Source organism: Enterococcus sp. 12F9_DIV0723 (assembly GCF_002174375.1).
In the GTDB taxonomy this organism is placed as follows: Bacteria; Bacillota; Bacilli; order Lactobacillales; family Enterococcaceae; genus Enterococcus_A; species Enterococcus_A gilvus.
On sequence record NZ_NIBK01000001.1, the window covers coordinates 2173258 to 2192663 of the forward strand.

The 19406-nt window shown below is 41.2% G+C and carries 19 protein-coding genes; 2 read left to right on the top strand and 17 right to left on the bottom strand.

Annotation, left to right across the window (positions count from 1 at the left end):
- The 16 genes from A5868_RS10335 to A5868_RS10410 form a co-directional block, all read right to left on the bottom strand.
- Positions 1-1365, bottom strand: coding sequence for an acetyl-CoA carboxylase biotin carboxylase subunit (locus tag A5868_RS10335; protein ID WP_010780308.1), 1365 nt, complete (start codon positions 1363-1365; stop codon positions 1-3).
- Between the two features lie 6 nt (positions 1366-1371).
- Positions 1372-1794 carry a 3-hydroxyacyl-ACP dehydratase FabZ gene (gene fabZ, locus A5868_RS10340; protein ID WP_086303547.1) on the bottom strand — a complete coding sequence of 141 codons (423 nt, stop codon included), beginning with the start codon at positions 1792-1794 and terminating at the stop codon, positions 1372-1374.
- A gap of 42 nt (positions 1795-1836) precedes the next feature.
- The gene (accB, locus tag A5868_RS10345) at positions 1837-2310 is read right to left on the bottom strand and encodes an acetyl-CoA carboxylase biotin carboxyl carrier protein (RefSeq protein WP_086303546.1); all 474 of its coding nucleotides are present in this window, start codon (positions 2308-2310) and stop codon (positions 1837-1839) included.
- Between the two features lie 2 nt (positions 2311-2312).
- Positions 2313-3539 (bottom strand): beta-ketoacyl-ACP synthase II, encoded by a 1227-nt coding sequence (gene fabF / locus A5868_RS10350; protein ID WP_086303545.1) that lies wholly within the window; start codon positions 3537-3539, stop codon positions 2313-2315.
- Positions 3540-3556: 17 nt separating this feature from the next.
- Positions 3557-4288 carry a 3-oxoacyl-[acyl-carrier-protein] reductase gene (gene fabG, locus A5868_RS10355; RefSeq protein WP_086303544.1) on the bottom strand — a complete coding sequence of 244 codons (732 nt, stop codon included), beginning with the start codon at positions 4286-4288 and terminating at the stop codon, positions 3557-3559.
- A 93-nt stretch (positions 4289-4381) separates the two neighbouring features.
- A complete protein-coding gene (fabD, locus tag A5868_RS10360) occupies positions 4382-5308 on the bottom strand; it encodes an ACP S-malonyltransferase (RefSeq protein ID WP_086303543.1) in 927 nt (308 codons plus the stop codon).
- A gap of 64 nt (positions 5309-5372) precedes the next feature.
- Complete coding sequence (locus A5868_RS10365; protein WP_010740399.1) at positions 5373-5600, bottom strand: acyl carrier protein; 228 nt, start codon at positions 5598-5600, stop codon at positions 5373-5375.
- Positions 5601-5652: 52 nt separating this feature from the next.
- The gene (locus A5868_RS10370) at positions 5653-6615 is read right to left on the bottom strand and encodes a beta-ketoacyl-ACP synthase III (protein WP_010780302.1); all 963 of its coding nucleotides are present in this window, start codon (positions 6613-6615) and stop codon (positions 5653-5655) included.
- The gene (gene fabT / locus A5868_RS10375; protein ID WP_010780301.1) at positions 6612-7052 is read right to left on the bottom strand and encodes a fatty acid biosynthesis transcriptional regulator FabT; all 441 of its coding nucleotides are present in this window, start codon (positions 7050-7052) and stop codon (positions 6612-6614) included. Before fabT ends, A5868_RS10370 begins: the two co-directional genes overlap by 4 nt.
- Positions 7053-7435: 383 nt before the next feature.
- Complete coding sequence (locus A5868_RS10380; protein WP_087654154.1) at positions 7436-8599, bottom strand: SAM-dependent methyltransferase; 1164 nt, start codon at positions 8597-8599, stop codon at positions 7436-7438.
- 157 nt (positions 8600-8756) lie between these two features.
- Positions 8757-8987: a YkuJ family protein gene (locus tag A5868_RS10385; protein WP_010740403.1), complete on the bottom strand. Its 231-nt coding sequence runs from the start codon at positions 8985-8987 to the stop codon at positions 8757-8759.
- 104 nt (positions 8988-9091) lie between these two features.
- Positions 9092-10003, bottom strand: a complete 912-nt coding sequence (locus tag A5868_RS10390; protein ID WP_086303541.1) for an NAD(P)-dependent oxidoreductase — start codon at positions 10001-10003, stop codon at positions 9092-9094.
- Positions 10004-10022: 19 nt separating this feature from the next.
- Positions 10023-11261, bottom strand: a complete 1239-nt coding sequence (locus A5868_RS10395; protein ID WP_010780298.1) for a glycosyltransferase family 4 protein — start codon at positions 11259-11261, stop codon at positions 10023-10025.
- A gap of 15 nt (positions 11262-11276) precedes the next feature.
- Positions 11277-12320 (bottom strand): glycosyltransferase, encoded by a 1044-nt coding sequence (locus A5868_RS10400; RefSeq protein ID WP_010780297.1) that lies wholly within the window; start codon positions 12318-12320, stop codon positions 11277-11279.
- Positions 12321-12493: 173 nt separating this feature from the next.
- Complete coding sequence (ptsP, locus tag A5868_RS10405; RefSeq protein WP_086303540.1) at positions 12494-14221, bottom strand: phosphoenolpyruvate--protein phosphotransferase; 1728 nt, start codon at positions 14219-14221, stop codon at positions 12494-12496.
- Positions 14221-14487 carry a phosphocarrier protein HPr gene (locus tag A5868_RS10410; protein WP_010740408.1) on the bottom strand — a complete coding sequence of 89 codons (267 nt, stop codon included), beginning with the start codon at positions 14485-14487 and terminating at the stop codon, positions 14221-14223. Before A5868_RS10410 ends, ptsP begins: the two co-directional genes overlap by 1 nt.
- A gap of 439 nt (positions 14488-14926) precedes the next feature.
- Between A5868_RS10410 and A5868_RS10415 the strand changes: the two genes are divergently transcribed.
- Together A5868_RS10415 and A5868_RS10420 are read left to right on the top strand one after the other, a co-directional pair.
- Complete coding sequence (locus tag A5868_RS10415; RefSeq protein WP_086304409.1) at positions 14927-17149, top strand: ATP-dependent Clp protease ATP-binding subunit; 2223 nt, start codon at positions 14927-14929, stop codon at positions 17147-17149.
- 152 nt (positions 17150-17301) lie between these two features.
- On the top strand, positions 17302-17598 hold the full coding sequence (locus tag A5868_RS10420; protein ID WP_010780294.1) for a DUF1827 family protein: 297 nt from the start codon (positions 17302-17304) through the stop codon (positions 17596-17598).
- A gap of 20 nt (positions 17599-17618) precedes the next feature.
- Here A5868_RS10420 and A5868_RS10425 read toward each other — a convergent pair whose 3' ends face one another.
- Positions 17619-19397, bottom strand: coding sequence for a hypothetical protein (locus tag A5868_RS10425; protein ID WP_086303539.1), 1779 nt, complete (start codon positions 19395-19397; stop codon positions 17619-17621).
- Positions 19398-19406 lie beyond the last annotated feature (9 nt).

Consider the following 19406-nt stretch of genomic DNA (forward strand, 5'->3'; position numbering starts at 1 on the left):
CTACTCGCTTTGTTGCCACTCAGGTAAAAATGTTTTTTGTAAAAAGCTGGTATCATAATCGCCAAAAAGTACACTTGGATGGCTGATCAGATCCATTTGGAACTCCACATTCGTGATAACGCCATCTGACACGAATTCTCCTAATGCACGTTGCATCTTCATCAAGGCATCAAAGCGATCGTCACCGTGCACGATGATTTTCGCGATCATGGAATCATAGTATGGCGGAATGGATACACCGCTATACATCGCGCTATCTACTCTCAACCCTAAACCACCACTAGGCAATAGCAGCGTTTTGATTTTACCGGGCGAAGGAGCAAAATTGAACGCCGGATTTTCCGCGTTGATTCGGCATTCGATTGAATGTCCATGGAAGGTAACATCCGATTGTTCTAGTCCTAACGGTTCCCCTGCTGCAATTTTGATTTGTTTTTTTACAATATCAATGCCCGTCACCATTTCAGTGATCGGATGCTCAACTTGAATCCGTGTGTTCATCTCCATAAAGTAGAAATGACCCTCTTCGTCTCGAAGAAATTCAATCGTCCCTGCACTTTCATAGTTAACCGCTTTTCCGGCTTTGACAGCGATATCTCCCAGCATCTTCCGATTTTCCTCACCGATAACGACTGAAGGAGCCTCTTCCAAAACCTTTTGATTGTTCCGCTGCAAGGAACAGTCTCGTTCTCCTAAATGAATCACATTGCCTTGCTGATCCCCTAAAATCTGTACTTCAATATGACGTGCTGGATAAATGATTTTTTCCATGTACATCGAATCATCACCAAAAGCCGCTTTTGCTTCTGACTTGGCTGATAAAAAGTGCTTTTCTAATTCACTCTTTGTCGGAACTTTACGAATCCCTTTTCCGCCGCCGCCAGCCGCTGCCTTCAGCATCACCGGGTAGCCAATTTCTTCAGCTAGTTTTTCGGCTTCTTCCAAACTATCGATCGAGCCGTCGCTGCCTGGAATAACAGGAACACCTGCTTTTTGCATCAATTGACGTGCGTGGATCTTGTTTCCCATCGCATCAATTGTTTTTTCACTAGGACCAATAAATTTGATGTTGCATTCTTCACACATTGTCGCAAACAAACTATTTTCAGATAAAAAGCCGAAACCCGGATGGATCGCCTCTGCATTTGTCACGATCGCAGCACTTAGGATGCCTTGCATATTTAAGTAGGATTCACTTGAACGAGCAGGTCCGATACAAATCGCTTCATCGGCCATTTCTGTGTGTAACGCTTCTTTATCCGCCTCGGAGTATACAGCGACTGTCTGGATTCCTAATTCACGACAGGCACGAATGATCCGTACAGCGATTTCGCCTCGATTAGCGATTAAAATTTTTGAAAACATAGGCCTCTATCCAATCATAAACGTTAGCTCTGCCTCGGCTACTTTTTTGCCATCGACATATGCGATGCCTTTTCCGCAGCCTGCTGCCGAACGTACTTTTGTTAATTCTACTTCTAAAACTAAGGTATCTCCTGGAACCACTTTCTTACGGAATTTTGCTTTATCAATTCCGCCAAAATAAGCCGTTTTCCCTTTAAATTCATCCATTGACAATAAAGCAACTGCACCTGCTTGAGCCATCGCTTCCACGATTAGAACACCGGGCATCACAGGTTCATGAGGAAAGTGTCCTTGGAAAAAGGGTTCGTTCACAGAAACGTTTTTCTTCGCTTTGATGCTTTTCCCTGCTTCTAATTCCTCTACACGATCGATCAATAGCATCGGGTAACGATGCGGAATAATCTCTTTGATTTCTTCAACTGTTAACATGTCGTTCCTCCTCGTTTCTTCATACTTGTCGTTTTACCTTTTTTATCCGATGCGGAACAAAGGCTGTCCATATTCAACAACGTCTTCATTTTCCACCAAGATCTCGGTGATCGTCCCATCGAATTCACTGGTGATCTCATTCAACAGCTTCATCGCTTCAATGATGCAGACAGTGTCCCCTTGACTTACCGCTTCTCCAACAGATTTAAATGCTTCTTGTTCTGGCGAAGGCTGCAAGTAAACGATCCCTACAATGGGGGAAGTGATAACTTGTCCGCCGCTTTTGCTTTCAGCAGTTGCGCCACTTTCTGATGCTGTAGGTTCAGCAGTTGTCTGGTTAGAAGGGGCAGCGACGGTCTCTGCTGGCTGCTCTTCTTTTTGTACAGGCGCTGAAACTTGGCGACTTGTTTGATTTTTATTCATATACAATTCAAAACTGCCTTCACGTAAATCGAATTCAGTGAGGCTCGAATCGTTGAATTGACTCATTAGTTCTTTGACTTCTTTGATTTCCATTCTTAATCCTCCCAGCGCTTCAAGCAAATCACAGCATTGTGACCGCCGAAACCGAGAGAGTTACTTACAGCGTAATTGACTGCTGTCTCTTTTGCTTCATTCACAACAACATTTGCTTTGATTTCTGGATCTACTTCTTGGATATTCGCGGTTGGCGGAATAAATTGGTGCTGAATAGCCATTAATGACGCGACAGCTTCTACACCGCCGGCTCCGCCAAGCAAGTGCCCGGTCAATGACTTCGTACTGCTGACAAATGCATTCTCAGTCAATGCCGATTCGATTGCTTTGCTTTCCGCTTTGTCATTTGCTTGTGTACTAGTGCCATGTGCATTTACATAGTTGACTTCATCAGGAGTAATTCCTGCTTCTTTGATTGCCTCTTTGATTGCTCGTGCCGCGCCTTCGCCATCTGGAGAAGGTGCAGTCATATGGTACGCGTCACAGGTTGCGCCGTATCCAACGACTTCTCCAAGAATTTCAGCACCGCGATTTTGAGCGTGCTCCAAGGATTCTAAAACTAGGACACCGGCTCCCTCACCCATAACAAACCCATTGCGGTCTTTATCAAATGGGATCGATGCTCGTGCTGGATCTTCAGAGGTACTCAAGGCAGTTAATGAAGCAAACCCAGAAATACCAATTTTATTGATACAAGATTCTGCACCACCAGCAATGATCACATCAGAATATCCGTGTTTGATATTTCGGAAGGCTTCCCCGATCGAATGCGTGCCGCTTGCGCAGGCTGTCACAGTACTGGTACAAATACCTTTTGCCCCGATCCGTAAAGCAACATTTCCGGCTGCCATATTTACAATCGCTAACGGTACGAACATTGGCGATACACGTCCGGGACCTTTAGCATCCATTTTGAGTACTTGATCCTGGATTGATCCGAGACCGCCAACACCTGATCCGATCATTACGCCAAAGCGCTCCATATCCTCTTCATCCGTGTTGATACCGCTCATCTTCAATGCTTCCAGCGCAGAATAAATAGCATATAAGGAATAAGTTTCCATTCTCTTTGTATCTTTTTTGACAAAATATTTTTCTAAAGGAAACTCTTTTACTTCTGCGGCGACTGTAATCCCTGTTTCACTTGCATCAAAACGGGTGATTGGGCCAAACCCATGATTTCCTTCTTTTAGATTAGTTAAAAATGTTTCTTCATCGTTCCCGATTGGTGAAGCAACACCAAAGCCTGTAATTACGACACGATTCATTTTCATCCGTCCTTTCTTTACATGACCATTCCGCCATCAACGTTCAATACCTGTCCCGTGATGTATTCGCTTTGAGCTAGAAATAGGGCTGCATTAGCAACATCTTCTACCGTCCCGAAGCTTTTTAGCGGAATTTGTCCTTCCATTTGTTCTTTTACTTTATCGTTCAATTCATTTGTCATATCTGTTTTGATAAATCCAGGAGCAATAGCATTACAGGTAATGCCGCGAGGCGCGACTTCTCTGGCTACAGCTTTCGTGAAGCCGAGAACACCTGCTTTACTCGCCGCGTAATTGCATTGTCCAACATTCCCGATCAAGCCAACGACACTTGAAAGATTGATGATCGCGCCTGCACGTTTCTTCATCATTTTTTTCAATACTTGCTGCGTCATGTTGAAGGTCCCCTTCAGATTAATATCCATAACGGCATCAAAATCCTCCGGCTTCATACGTAAAAGCAATTGGTCCTTTGTGATGCCCGCATTATTGATCAAAATATCGATCGTACCTAGCGTGTCTTCGCATTCCTTGATCATGTGCCCAGCATCCTCAAAGGAGCTGATATCTCCGCAAATGCTGATGCATTTCACGTTGAACGCTTCGATCTCCGCGACTTTTTCCGCAGGGATCTCTTTTCGTCCATTCAATACGATATTTGCACCTGCTTGAGCAAATGCTTTCGCAATTCCCCAGCCGATCCCCCGGCTGCTGCCGGTGATAAACACTGTTTTATTCGTAAGTTCCATTCGAACCTCCCATGTCGTAGTTAGAAATTTATTCGTATCTGGATGTTTAAATTTCTGTCGCTTCTATTGCCTTCGCCAAAGAATGAAGTGACGCTATTGTCCTAAGAAGTCGATCGTAGCCTGTAAGGTTTTCTCATCTTCTACCCGACTAGTCGCCAATGAACGATCGATTTTTTTAATGAATCCAGACAATGTTTTTCCTGGCCCAATCTCGACCGCTCGTGAGATACCTAGCTCCTTCATCGTTACAACGCTGTCGCTAAAACGGACAGGAGACATCACTTGTCTCGTCAACAAAGAGACAATGTCTTCTTGCGGCATTATTTTTGCAGTGGTATTCGAGATCACTGGCAGGTGCATTTCCCCGAAGACGATCGTTTGCAATACCTCGTTTAGTCGTTTACTCGCTGGCTCTAACAAGGCTGTGTGAAACGGGCCGCTAACGTTTAGTGGGATCATGCGTTTTGTTCCAGCCGCTTGCAATAATTCTTCCGCTTTTTCAACTGCGGCGACTTCACCGCCAATTACGATTTGTTGCGGAGTATTATAGTTTGCTGGTGAAACAATTCCGATGGAAGAAGCTTCTCTACAGCACTCTTCAATTACTTCTGACGCAGTATTCATTACTGCTACCATTTTCCCGCTGCCTGTTGGCGCAGCCTCACTCATGAATTGTCCGCGTTTGTGAACCAGTTGTACCGCATCTTCAAATGTCAAAGCACCCGAGGCGACCAACGCTGTATATTCACCTAAACTCAACCCTGCGACTGCATCTGCTTGAAACCCTTTCTCAGTCAACACTCGTAAAAAAGCTGTACTGACAGTCAGTATAGCTGGCTGAGTAAATTTTGTTTCATTGATCTGGTCGTTTTCTTCGAAGCATAGCTCCTCCATCGAAAAACCAAGTAAATCACTGGCTTCTTCAAATGTTTCTTTTACGACTTTTTCTTGCTGGTACAACTCTTTGCCCATTCCGACATATTGAGCGCCCTGCCCGCTGAACAAGAATGCTGTTTTCATGATCGTCTCCTAATAACAGGAAAGGCCAGGCCTCACGCCTAGCCTTTTCCCAGAATTTTATTTATTAAGCGTTTTGTTGTTTTTCAACGTATTCAACTAAATCTTTAACAGTTGTGATGCCATCTTCTGTTTCGATCTTCACATCAAATTCGTCTTCGATTTCATTGATAATTTGGAATAGGTCCAAGCTGTCCGCTTCAAGATCTTCTTGGATGTTTGTTTCCATTTTAACTGCTTCTTTTTCTACTCCTAGCTCTTCTACGATGATGTCTTGAATTTTTTCGAATGTCATAAGTTGTTTCCTCCGATAATTTTATGTTTTGATTTTTATATTTTTAACAAGCTTATAGCTGGATAAGCAGGTTGCCCCACGATAATCCGCCGCCGTAGCCTGTCAATACCACTTTTTGATTGCTGTTTAAAGATAAAACATTTGCTTCAACGAGTTCATCCAATAAAATTGGGATGCTCGCCGCTGAAGTATTCCCATAATTCATTAAATTCATAGGGAACTTTTCAATCGGCTCGTTCATTTTACGAGCGATTTTCTCAATGATTCGTTTGTTTGCTTGATGCAGCAAATAATAATCAACTGACTCGTCACCGATAAATTCTTTCAAACTTTTGGTGACGTCGTTTAGTGCGAAATTCCAGATACCGCGGCCGTCCATTGCCAAGGCCGTATTCGTTTCTGGTTCTTCATGGAAAATGTTACTGTTTTTACGGAAACCTGAAGTCAAAGAACTGGCACGTTCACCATCTGACCGCAGCATCTGCTTTATAATAGAAGGTTCTTCATTTGCCTCAAGTAAAATACCGGCAGCGCCATCACCGAAAAGAACAGCGGATGAACGATCTTGCCAATCTAACAGCTTAGAAATCTTTTCTCCGCCAATCACGATTCCCCGCTTCATCCCACCGCGAATAAAATTTTCGGCAGTTGCTACCGCGTACACAAAACCTGCACAGGCAGCAGTTACATCAAACGCCATCGCCTGCTTTGCCCCGATCTGTCCTTGAACCTGACAAGCGACCGAGGGCGAAGTATAGTCAGGAGACATCGTCGCAACAATAATGAAATCCAAACTCATTGGATCGATCGTTGCCTTGCTAATCAGTTTCTTCGCAACCTGCGCGCACATATCAGAAGTATTTTCTACTTCCGCTATATGCCGCTGTTTGATTCCCGTTCTCGATTGAATCCATTCATCAGACGTTTCCATCCATTCAGCTAAGTCATCATTGGTAACGACTCTTTCAGGTAAGTAGCGTGCTGTTGCAATGATCTTTCCGAAGCTCATACTCATTTGATCTCCTCTAAATAACTATATAGATTCGCTAGAGCTTTTCGAAAAACTTCTTGCTCTTCTGTATTCAAGTCTTTGATGGCACTTTTCACCATCTCCAAGTGAAAGTGTTGATGAACTCGAAAGACTAAGCGTCCCGTTTTCGTCAAACCCAGTTTAACGACTCGACGATCATCCTCGCTCCGAATCCGTTCTACATAGCCCTTTTTCACTAAACGATTGATGGATGTCGTCAATGTTCCAACGGTAACTAACAGTTCTCTAGCAACTTCCGTCGTCGTCTTTTTTTTGTACATCCCGATCGCATCGATGGTGTGCATCTCTGTAATCGTCAAATCGCTGAATTTTGATTTTTTTAGTTCGTTTTCTTCAATCGACAAAACGTCGTTGAAAATAGAAACTAAATAGGTATTTAATTCTTCCCAGTTTTTTTCCATGTCCTCACCTAATTAGTTTGATTATCAAATCATTTGATGTTCAAACTATATCTTATTTTTTTTCTGAATGCAACTACATTTTTTCAGTTAATCAAAAATTAATGATTATCACTAGGGGGCTTCGATTCTTGAATAATAACAGAAATACTTTGATAATCAAATCATATTTTCAAAAAAAAGAGGTCCTTAATCAATTTCTCTTTTCCAAGAAGCGCTGCTATCAGCCCAATCATTTAACTGTGGCTGCTCAAAAATTTTCTTTTGCTCGAAAATAATGACACGACGCTTGTCGATTGTCCCCTTCTTCGAAATTTACAGACTTCATCCACTCGTAAAATGCTTTTGTTGGTCGAAATAAAAAAAATAAGCGGGAAGCCCGCTTATTAAACATTTCTATGCATAGGAATTGCATTATTATTTGGATGAACCAGCAAATATTGAATGACATCAATATTGCTCGCTTGAAATGACGCTGCACAGGCTTGCAAATAAAGATCCCACATTCGATAAAAAGCTTCATCTTTTTGCTCGATCACTTTATCTGCTACTTCATGGAAGTTTTTAGTCCAGTGCTCTAATGTTAATTGATAATCCCGACGCAAGCTTTCAAGGTCAATTAGCTGCAAGTCATTTTCAGTAATGTGTCCTACCAATTCAGTAACGCCTGGAATATATCCGCCTGGGAAGATGTATTGATTGATCCACGCATTTTTTGCCCCGCCTTGTTGACGGCTGATTCCATGAATCAATGCTGTCCCATTCGGTGCTAGGTGACCTTCAACGACTTTAAAATACTCTTGCAGATTTTCCGCACCCACGTGCTCGAACATTCCTACACTCGTGATGTGATCAAAGGTCCCTTTCAAGTCACGATAGTCCATCAATTCAACAGAAACGCTCTCTTCCAAATGTTCCTCTTTAATGATTTCTTGAATGTGTTGATACTGTTCTTCACTAAGCGTGATCCCCTTAGCCTTCACTTTGTACTCTTTAGCCGCGGTTAAGATCAACGTTCCCCAACCGCAACCAATATCTAACAATGTTTCACCCGGCTGAATAAATAATTTATCTAAAATATGATGCACTTTATTGATTTGTGCTTGCTCCAAAGAATCTTCCGGCGTTTCAAAAAAAGCGCACGAATAGGTCAAGGTGCGATCCAACCACAATTCATAAAAATCATTTCCTAAATCATAATGGCTATGAATATCATGTGCCGATTGTTTTTTTGTATGCTTTTCCTTTGGCATCCACTTTTTGAAATTAGTGTTATGGAAAAAGCCATTTGATTGATTGTAAACATCGTAGATCAAGGCCTGAAGATCGCCTTCAATTTCGATTTTCTTTTCCATGTATGCTTCGCCTAACGCGAGAGATGCATTGTTCATTAATTCCTTCACTGGAATTTTTTCGTTAAAAAGAATCTTGAAGACGGTATCCTCTTCGGGATTTCCATATTCCTTCACTGAACCATCCCAAAAAGTAACTTCTGTTTTTTTAGAAAAAGATGGTTTAAATAATTGATTGTATACTTCTTTGTCTAACATAATCATGCCTCCCTCACAATATATTCTTCCTAAACGTTCATTAGTTCAAAAGATATGATCTGAGTTTGGACAAAAAATAGGATTTTCTCATAAAATTGTCATTGAATGTTCGGTGCAGCTCCTAAAAAAAGCGCAAAAAAAAACGGGATTCCCCGTTTTATTGAATCAAATCATAAATTTCCATCGCAACAATGTCGATGTTATCAAATTGATAAGATTGTTTGCTGTCGCTTTCAGTCAGCTCAAATGTTTCTGTTGTATTATCATAAGTTACAGTACATTTTTCTACGCCTTCTTTTTCAAAACGACGCAATTGTACTTCATTATCCGTTGATTCAGTCATTGCTTCCAAGCGTTTAATAATGGCAACTAATTGTGAATGTTTCATCTAGATGCCCCCCTTCTTCTCAATTCTGTCTTATTGTATCAAATCCAACCGTATCTTGCATTGATTTTCATCAATAAATTTATGATTTTTTTACTAAATCTAACTTAAGATTCAGACCACCACAATTTAATCAACGCTTGCGTCCCATCATTTTCGAATCCTTGGTCTGCCAAGCGTTCATATAGCTCTGTGGCTAATTTAGTTGCTGGTAAATCAAGGTCCATTTTTTCAGCTTCGTCTAAGGCGATTTTCAAGTCTTTGATAAAGTGTTTTACAAAGAAGCCTGGCGAATAGTCCGACTTCAAAATACGCGGCGCGTAATTCGACATGGACCAGTTTTGAGCAGCACCGCCGCCTAAGGTTTCTAACACTTTCGAAACGTCTAAATTGGCTGCTTTCGCATAGACAAGCATTTCTGTCATGCCGGTCATTGTTCCGGCAATCATGATTTGGTTCGCCATTTTCGTATGTTGTCCCGCACCAGCTTCACCTTGAAGGGAATAACTTTTTCCCATTATTTCAAATAACGGTATCACCCGGTCATACACCCCGCGATCGCCGCCGACCATGATTGTCAACGTTCCGTTCTGGGCACCTAAATCACCGCCCGAAACAGGAGCATCTAATGAAGCTGCGTCTTTTTCTTTAGCTGTTTGATAAATTTTTTCTGCCAAGGTCGGTGTCGACGTCGTCAAATCAATTAAGATCTTTTCAGCGACCTCTGCTGAAAAAATACCCTTCGCTCCATAATAGATTTCTTCAACATCGCTAGGATAGCCTACCATAGAAAAAATAATCTCGCTGGCATTCGTCACCTCTGCTGGCGTATCTTGCCAAATTGCACCGTGTGCAACTAATTCATCCGTTTTGCTTTTTGTACGATTGTATACAGCGACCTCGTGTCCTGCTGCTAAAAAATGCTTTACAATCGATTTTCCCATCACGCCAGTACCGATAAATCCTATTTTCATCTGCTTTACCTCCAAAATAAAAAATAATCCATCTCCAGTATACATGAAGAGATGGATTTCAGCTTTATTTATCTTCGCTATTTCTGAGGGAGTTGATCCGGACACGCATTTTTTGAACTGTATGCGCGGGAGACCTTACTTCCACATGATTTTGTTCATAATAAAGAATCATTTCTTGATAGAATTTAAGAATCTCACTTCCAAAGCGTTCGGCAGAGATCTCAATCAGTTTATTTTTTTGTACTTCCGGATCTACCGGGATCTGTTGCTGCGCGTAACGAACAAAGCAATCACTAAAGTCGTTGTCTCGTTCAAACGTGATCCCTAAAGATTCATGGTCCAATAATTGCTCTAAATAATCGTTTCCTTCCACGATACATTGCGTACCGGAAGCAATCGCCTCAGCGTAGGTCAGCCCTTGTGTTTCTGAGGTTGACGCGCTGACAAAGTAATCCGCTGCGTGGTAATAATACGCTACTTCCTCATGAGGAACTTCTCCGGTAAACTGAACATACTCCTCAATACCGAGTTCACTCGCCAATTCTTCTAGATCTTCACGATAAGGGCCCTTACCAACAATAACAAGACGCGCCTTCGGAAAACTCATAAGAATCTCAGTAAATTGCTGCACGATGACATGGATATTTTTTTCATAGGAAATACGGCTGAGAGATAAAATCATCAGCTCGTTCTCTTGAATTCCTAAGTTCTGCCGCAATTGATCCGTTTGCTCTTTGGTAATATCCGGCCGAACAAAATGCTTCACGTCGATCCCCGTCGGAATAATCCGCATAGGGATCTCCACCTCATAACGCTGCAGAGTATCCACCACCCGCTTACTTGGGCAAACGACTCCTGTAGAATGATTAACAAACATTTTTATAAAGTGCTTCACATGTGTCGGCCGAACCACTTTTCCATTGGCAATATAATGAAGATAGTCCTCATACATCGTGTGGTACGTATGAACCACTGGGATTCGCAACCGGTTCGCCACCAATTTGCCTAAGAAGCCCGCACCAAATTCTGTATGGGTATGGATGATATCCAAGTTCAATTCTTTCGCGATTTGATACGCAAACCAAATGCCCCGTACAACGATCCGTCGATCCGTAAAGGATACAAAGGGCACACTCGGCATTCGGACGATATCTTTTTCAAACTCATCGGCGTCAGGATCAGTTGTCGTAAATATAAATACTTCATGGCCCTGTTCCTCAAGCTGATCTTTCAACGTTCTAATAGATGTTGCAACCCCGCTTACTTGGGGAAAATAGGTGTCTGTAAAAAAACCAATTCGCACGTCAATTCCTCCAAACTACTTTGCGATTCTTCCATAGACTTGATGATCATAGGGAACACCTAAAACTTTTTGATACACCGCTTTTAGTTCTTTCCCGATCTGCGTAATACTTTTTTCCTGCGCAGTTTTAAATCCTGTCAGTGCAAGATTTGGCAATTGATGATTGACCAATTGTCGGATCAATCCCTCAAATTCCTGATTCGTAGTTCCCATATAACAGTTTACACGATTCTCCATCCAGCCTTCATAGACAGGGATATCCCTTAATAAGATCTGCTGTTGACTGGCTAACGCCTCTAAAACAACGATCCCTTCTGTTTCTTCGTAAGAAGGAAAGAAAAACAAATCCGCCCCTGAGTAAGCTCCCTCAATCAGATCGCCATTGATATAACCAGGAAAAAGAACATTTTCAGGATGATCTTTTTTGACGATTTTGCGAATTTCTCTTGGTATAGAAAGCATCGGAACACTGCCAAACCAGATAAATGTGTATTCGGGCATTTTTTTAGCAATCTCCACAAAATCAATGATTCCCTTACGCTCGAAAAACAATCCCACACAAATCACTACTTTTTGTGTTTCCGATAAATGAAAATGTCGGCGAAAAGCCGCTTCTTTGTATTCATCTGGATAATACCGTTTTAGATCGATTCCATTTGAAATGGCAGCGATCGGCTGGGTCAAACCATATTGTTGCAACAGCTTTTTTGAATAAGGTGTCGGTGTAATCAGGTGATCGGACTGCTCATACAAAGCCACTAACCATTTTTTTACGAAAGGTGCCAACTGATTTGAGCCGATAAACGAATTTCGGAAATCCTCTTCCGTAGAATGCGCATGATAAATCACTTTCTTGCCCATTTTTTTCGCTTTTTTAACTAAATAGAGACTTTTAGGTCCATATGTATTTACATGTAATAAATCATAATCGGTCGAATTTGGATCTAATGTGTACTCGATCCCCACCGCATCCAGTGCTCTTCTTTGATGACTTAAGGCTCTGCCGATTCCGGATTTTCCAATAACATTTTGTCCTTCAAAATAAAGTAATACTTTCATAACCCGCCTCCTCAAAAACAAATCAATTATATCATAAGCGTCTGACCTTTTTCTCAACCTATGGTCTGATTTTAAGGAATATGCAGAAAGTCCACACAGAAAGTATGAATTATTTTTAGCTGTTACGCATAAAAAAACCGCCGTCCAAGTGGACGACGGTTTTGAATTTTGCTTTATTTTACGTATTCTTCAACTAATGCTTGAACTTCTTCCATTGTATCGCATTCTTTTAATGCTTTTTCAGATAGTTCAGCCATTTTATCCGTTGTTAAACGTTTCATTAAGCTGCGTGTTCTAAGAATAGATGTCGCACTCATAGAGAACTCATCTAATCCCATACCCATTAATAACGGAACTGCTGTTTGATCGCCAGCCATTTCGCCACACATACCAGCCCATTTACCTTCAGCATGCGCTGCATCGATCACGTTTTTGATCAAACGTAAGATTGATGGGTTATATGGTTGATATAAGTAAGAAACGCGTTCGTTCATACGGTCAGCCGCCATTGTGTATTGAATCAAGTCGTTCGTACCAATACTGAAGAAATCAACTTCTTTGGCAAACTTGTCAGCTAAAACAGCCGCTGCAGGGATTTCGATCATGATTCCGACTTGGATCGTGTCAGAAACCTTCACGCCTTCATTAACAAGTTTTTCTTTTTCTTCGTTGAACATTTTCTTCGCTGCACGGAACTCTTTCAATGTTGCAACCATTGGGAACATAATACGCAAGTTGCCATGAACAGACGCACGCAACAATGCACGTAACTGTGTACGGAACATGTCATCGCCCAATTCAGATAAACTGATGCGCAATGCACGGTAGCCCAAGAATGGGTTCATTTCATGAGGCAACGTCAAGTAAGGAAGTTCTTTGTCCCCACCGATATCCATTGTACGAACAACGACTGGTTTGTCGCCCATGCCTTCTAAAACGGCTTTATAAGCTTCAAATTGATCGTCTTCTGTTGGGAAATCAGATGAGTCCATGTATAAGAATTCTGTACGGTACAGCCCAATCGCTTCAGCGCCATTATTGTGAACACCTTCTAGGTCTTTAGGTGTTCCGATATTCGCAGCTAATTCAAAATGCTTACCATCAGCAGTCACTGTTTCAGCGTCTTTTAATTTTTCCCATTCAGCTTTTTGCGTTGCATAAGCTTCGCCAGCTTTTTTGTATTCAGCCGCTTCTTCTTCAGTTGGATTAACGATTGTTTCACCTGTGATCCCATTGACCGCAAGTAAAACACCCTCTTTTGCTTTGGCAGTGATTTCTTTTGTTCCAACAATTGCTGGAATTTCTAATGAACGAGCCATGATTGCTGAGTGAGACGTACGTCCACCGATATCAGTAACAAAGGCTTTTACAAAGTTTTTATCCAATTGTGCAGTATCACTTGGAGTCAAGTCATGCGCAACAACGACAACTTCTTCATCGATCATTGATGGATCTGGTAAAGTCACACCCAAAAGATGTGCCATTACACGTTTCGTAACGTCACGGATATCTGCCGCACGTTCTTGCATATAAGCGTTATCATCCATCGCCTCGAACATGCCGATATACATATCGGTTACTTCTTTAAGTGAACTTTCAGCGTTCACTTTATTATCTTGTATATGTTGTTTGATTTGACCAATCATTTCTGGGTCTGAAAGAACCATCAAATGAGCATCAAAAACTTGTGCTTCTTCTTCACCTAAGCTTTTTGCTGCTTTATCCCGAATTTTTTCTAATTCAGCAGAAGAAGCCGCCAAAGCGTCGTCTAAACGCTTTTCTTCGGCAGCAGTGTCTTCTACATTATTTTGTTTGAAAGATAAATCCGGTTGTACTAGCAGATAAGCTTTTGCAACGGCTACTCCGTCACTAGCGGCAATACCTTTTAGTAATTCAACCATTATTCAGATAATCCTTCTTTCTTCATTGTTTCTACGATTGCTTCCATTGCTTCTTTTTCGTCAGCACCTTCAGCAGAGATAGTCACGTCAGAACCTTGGCCAACACCTAGAGACATAACGCCCATGATTGATTTAAGGTTAACTGATTTTCCTTTATACTCTAAGTTAATATCAGAGTTAAATTTGCTTGCAGCTTGCACTAATAAAGTTGCGGGACGTGCATGAATCCCTGTTTCTGCTACTACGTGAAAATCTTTTTTTTCCATATTGACCGTTCTCCTTTATAAAAAAAAATGTTTTTTTATGTTAGGGCTTTAATGATAACGTCCATCATTTTGGGCCCTTCATTTTCTTAGATTACCATTTTTTTGCAGTGGATACAACAATTTTAGTCGATTTATTCAAGCAAAATGTATGCCCTTTCTTAAAATATGTGCTATACCCGTCCAACTTCCCCATTTCTTCCGTTTTCATTTTTTTTACATAACAAAGGAGCGTCCTAAAAAAGACCAGCAACGATTTTTTTAGCACTCGATGCGTTCGAATGCTAAAAATGAAAACAAACTGTTTGCTTTTATCAAAAATCTCGTTATAATTGTGTCTAAGGTCAGTGATAGTCAAACAATTGACCAGCGTATCTTTTTACGAGATTCGCTTACTCGATGTACAATGGAAGAAACATCAACTATTGAAAGGGTGAAAAAGATGCTTTGCCAAAATTGTCATGAAAATGAAGCAACGATTCATTTATATGCAAATGTCAATGGTCAACGAAAGCAACTAGATTATTGCCAGAGTTGTTATCAAAAATTAAAGAATCAAGCTGGAGGTGCGCCACAGATGGCAGGAAATGATCCTTTTGGTTTTGGAAGTTTAGACGATTTGTTCCGTTCCATGTCCCAACAAATGCAACAACGACAAGGAGCTGCAGATCAAACACCACCAACCCAATTTGGCGGTGGAAATGGAATGAATAATCAACCCCCTCGCGGAAATGGCGGCGGCGGTCTATTGGATGAATATGGTATCAATATTACTGGACAAGCACGTGAAGGAAACATTGATCCCGTAGTCGGTCGTGATGACGAGATCCAACGAGTCATTGAAATCTTGAATCGTCGGACAAAAAACAATCCCGTATTAATTGGCGAACCCGGTGTTGGTAAAACAGCGGTCGTTGAAGGATTGGCACAAAAAATCGTCGATGGCGATGTTCCGCAAAAATTAATGGACAAAGAAGTCATTCGTTTAGATGTCGCTTCTCTTGTGCAAGGTACAGGTATTCGGGGACAATTCGAAGAACGGATGCAAAAATTGATCGAAGAGATTCGTCAAGCTGAAAACATCATCCTATTTATTGATGAAGTTCATGAGATCGTCGGTGCCGGCGCTGCTGGAGACGGCAATATGGATGCTGGGAATATTTTGAAGCCTGCTTTAGCTCGCGGAGAATTACAAATGGTCGGTGCAACCACATTAAATGAATACCGCATCATTGAAAAAGATGCTGCATTGGAACGTCGGATGCAACCCGTTCGCGTGGAAGAGCCTTCTGTTCAAGAAACCATTGAGATCCTCAAAGGTCTGCAACCACGTTACGAAGATTATCATCATGTAAAATATACGGATGATGCCATCAAAGCTGCGGCTGAGTTATCAAATCGTTACATCCAAGACCGCTTTTTACCTGACAAAGCAATTGATTTGCTGGATGAAACAGGGTCGAAGAAAAACTTAACGATTCAAATTGTTGATCCAAAAATGATCGATAAAAAATTGGCCGAAGCCGAGCAACAAAAATCACAAGCTTCTCAAGAAGAAGACTTTGAAAAAGCTGCTTACTACCGCGACCAAATCAACAAATTGCAAAAAATGAAAGACCGTCAGATAACAGATGAAGAAACACCGGTTATCACTGAAAAGGACATGGAGAAAATCGTTGAGAAACGTACAGGCATCCCTGTCGGTGAATTAAAAGAAAAAGAACAAACACAATTGAAAAATCTTGCAAGTGATTTGAAACAACACGTCATTGGACAAGATGAAGCGGTAGAAAAAGTTGCGAAAGCCATTCGCCGTAATCGTGTAGGTTTAAACAAAAAAAATCGTCCGATTGGTTCCTTCTTATTCGTTGGACCAACAGGTGTCGGTAAAACAGAATTGGCTCGTCAGTTAGCAGAAGAGCTTTTTGGATCATTCGACTCTATGATTCGTTTTGATATGAGTGAGTATATGGAAAAACACAGTGTGTCTAAATTGATTGGTTCACCTCCAGGCTATGTTGGGTATGAAGAAGCTGGTCAATTAACGGAACAAGTTCGACGTCATCCATACAGTTTGATTTTATTGGATGAAGTTGAAAAGGCACATCCAGATGTTCTTCATATGTTCTTACAAATTCTTGATGACGGCCGTTTAACGGACTCACAAGGTCGGACTGTCAGCTTCAAGGATACGATCATTATTATGACAAGTAATGCTGGTACTGGTAAAATCGAAGCAAATGTCGGTTTTGGTGCCGCTCGAGACGGTGTTACTCGTTCTGTATTGGGACAATTGAAAGATTTCTTTGCGCCAGAATTCTTGAACCGTTTTGATGGGATCATCGAATTCAGTTCGCTGTCAAAAGAAAATCTTATGAAGATCGTTTCATTGATGTTAGATGATGTAAATGAACTTTTAGCTTCACAAAAATTGCACATTGAAGTACCAAATAATGTGAAAGAGAAATTGGTTGATCTTGGCTACGATCCTGCAATGGGTGCTCGCCCACTTCGTCGTACGATCCAAGAAAATATCGAAGATGGGATCGCCGAATTCTATTTAGATCATCCAACCATTACAGAGCTAAAAGCGAAACTTGATAAGGAAGATCATATCGTCATCACTTCTAAACCTGAACGTTTAGCAAAAGAAGATAAAAAATAACACTTTAGGACCCTCGTCAGATACGAGGGTCCTATTCTTTTATGCAAATTTTCTAAATCTTCTAATTAAAATGAGCAACATCCTTCTTTTTTCTTAATCTTTCTTATATAATTACACTATGAAGTAAGGTTTTAGGAAGAAGGTGTTTCGGGATGAAACTTATCAATGTGACGAATAGTCATTCACAACTCGTGTATAATCAGCTGGAGAACACTGATGCGAATATGATAAAAATTTATACTATAGGAAATACTACCGTCATTTATACCGATGCTTATAAGCATGCTGAGATTGTTTTAAAAAACGACAATCGCAATATCTTGCCATCGGAAGTAGACTTCGTACATAATTATTTTAAGCGAAAATTGGATGAAGGAACCTATGATTTTGCAAATATTTCCTATCTTGAATCTCCCGGCCTAATCGAAATGTCAATAACAAAAAAATAGTTGAAGCGAAAATGCTTCAACTATTTTTTATTTACTTTATTAGCGATGATTGGCAATTGAAAAATCCCTACAAAAGCCAAAACCTCGATCCATTGGATGACTGGACCCCCTGCCCCTGTATAGATCATCATAAACATCTCTTTCCGCTCTGGCGCCCATGAACAAAACCAGGATACACCGATCAGAAAAATCAAATAAGAAAGTGCCAGTCCCAAAAGAATCAGCAGCATTCCTCTGAATGTTTTTAACTGTGCTTTAGAAAAAAGACTGCCCACACAAATAATTAAAAATCCCGCGAAGCAGAACAATAACCACAACGGTGTAAGGTCTCTATAAACTTGAATGATTCGGTTTGAGAATTTGGCAGTTGCGGTAAGCGTTATTGGTTCAGTTCGCGGCACATTTATGTCCTGCCAGTTCTCTGAGAATGAAAGTCTCAATAGCTTTTCTGCCTCTGAGACATCTTCTTTAGGTCCGAGCGTTCCATCTGATCCCTGTCCATAATCCTTATAAAAGACATTGTACTCAAATCCACTCTTCATAAATTCACCGACAAGCGGCAAATCCTTTAGTAGTTTTCCATCTCCCGTACCGGTTAGATAGATCTCCCTTTTTTCTTTTAGCGTGCCCTTTTCATAGGCAGTCGATAATTCAGAAGCTACTTTTTCCCAAAACGCTTCTGTTTTCTTTCCATCTTTATAGTAGCCGGCTTGATTCGCCGCGTCACGCAGCGCCCAAAAGATAATGTCTCCTGAGATATCTTCTCCACCACTCCACGGGCTCCCGTTATAAATCCAATCAATATTTTTCTTAATGGACTGAAGTGCAGGTGAAACGGATTCTGCCTTCTCAAGCGCCTTTCTCGACACCCAAACTTTGCTATTCGTTTGATTCAGGTCAGTTCCGTCATCCATTCGAATGAGCTGCTTTGATACAAGACCGAAAGCACCCCCTGTCCGATCATTGACCGCAGCAATCCCGTAATTTTCTTTATTCATATATTTTAGCCCGCTTGTCACTGAAAAAAGAGTGACAAAAGGCAGTAAACAAAGGATTAATTTTACTAATTGCTTTTTCGTAAAATAAAACTTCTTAATGGAGCTGCGAAGAGTTTTTAGCTTGAAATTCGGATCATTTTCAAAAATAACAGAACCTGCAATAACGATCATCCCTACAGTTACGATTGGCAACAACCATAAGGAGTCTTCACGAATATACCAGTAAAAAGGAAAAATCAGGGCCAATCCTACTCCCCAACTGGCGAAGGAACGCACTTGTCCATTTCTTCTAAAATACAATCCCACCAAACAGCCAATGACTAACAAAACTGCCGGAACAACAAGTGTATTCCGATAGATCCGCGTACTGTATTCACTCGTAAGTGAAACTGGAGAATATAAAAAGAAGGTATAAATACCTGTCAAAATCCAGCGATTGCGTATCAAAGGGCGTAAGGCTAAAGCAGCTACACTACTTGCCAGTACATTGAAAAGACCAAGGAAAGCACCGTAAGATACATGTAACTTGTTGCCCAAGACGATAAAAAGAGAGTAGGAAATCCCTTTGGATAACGTCTTCGTCGAATACCCTCCTAGCCAATTTCCCTTTAGCAGCTCTTGACCGTACCGAATAAATAACTGATCGTCATAGCCGGCATACAGATTAATAAAGTAAGGGGCCTTGGCACTCAAAACGAAACGAAACACGGTCATCCCGATCAAGACGACCAGCAAGATCATAGTGCTTGGTTGTTTGAGCCGCTTTAAATAAATCGCTGTGTCGCTTTTAAACTTCTGCATCAAGGTCCC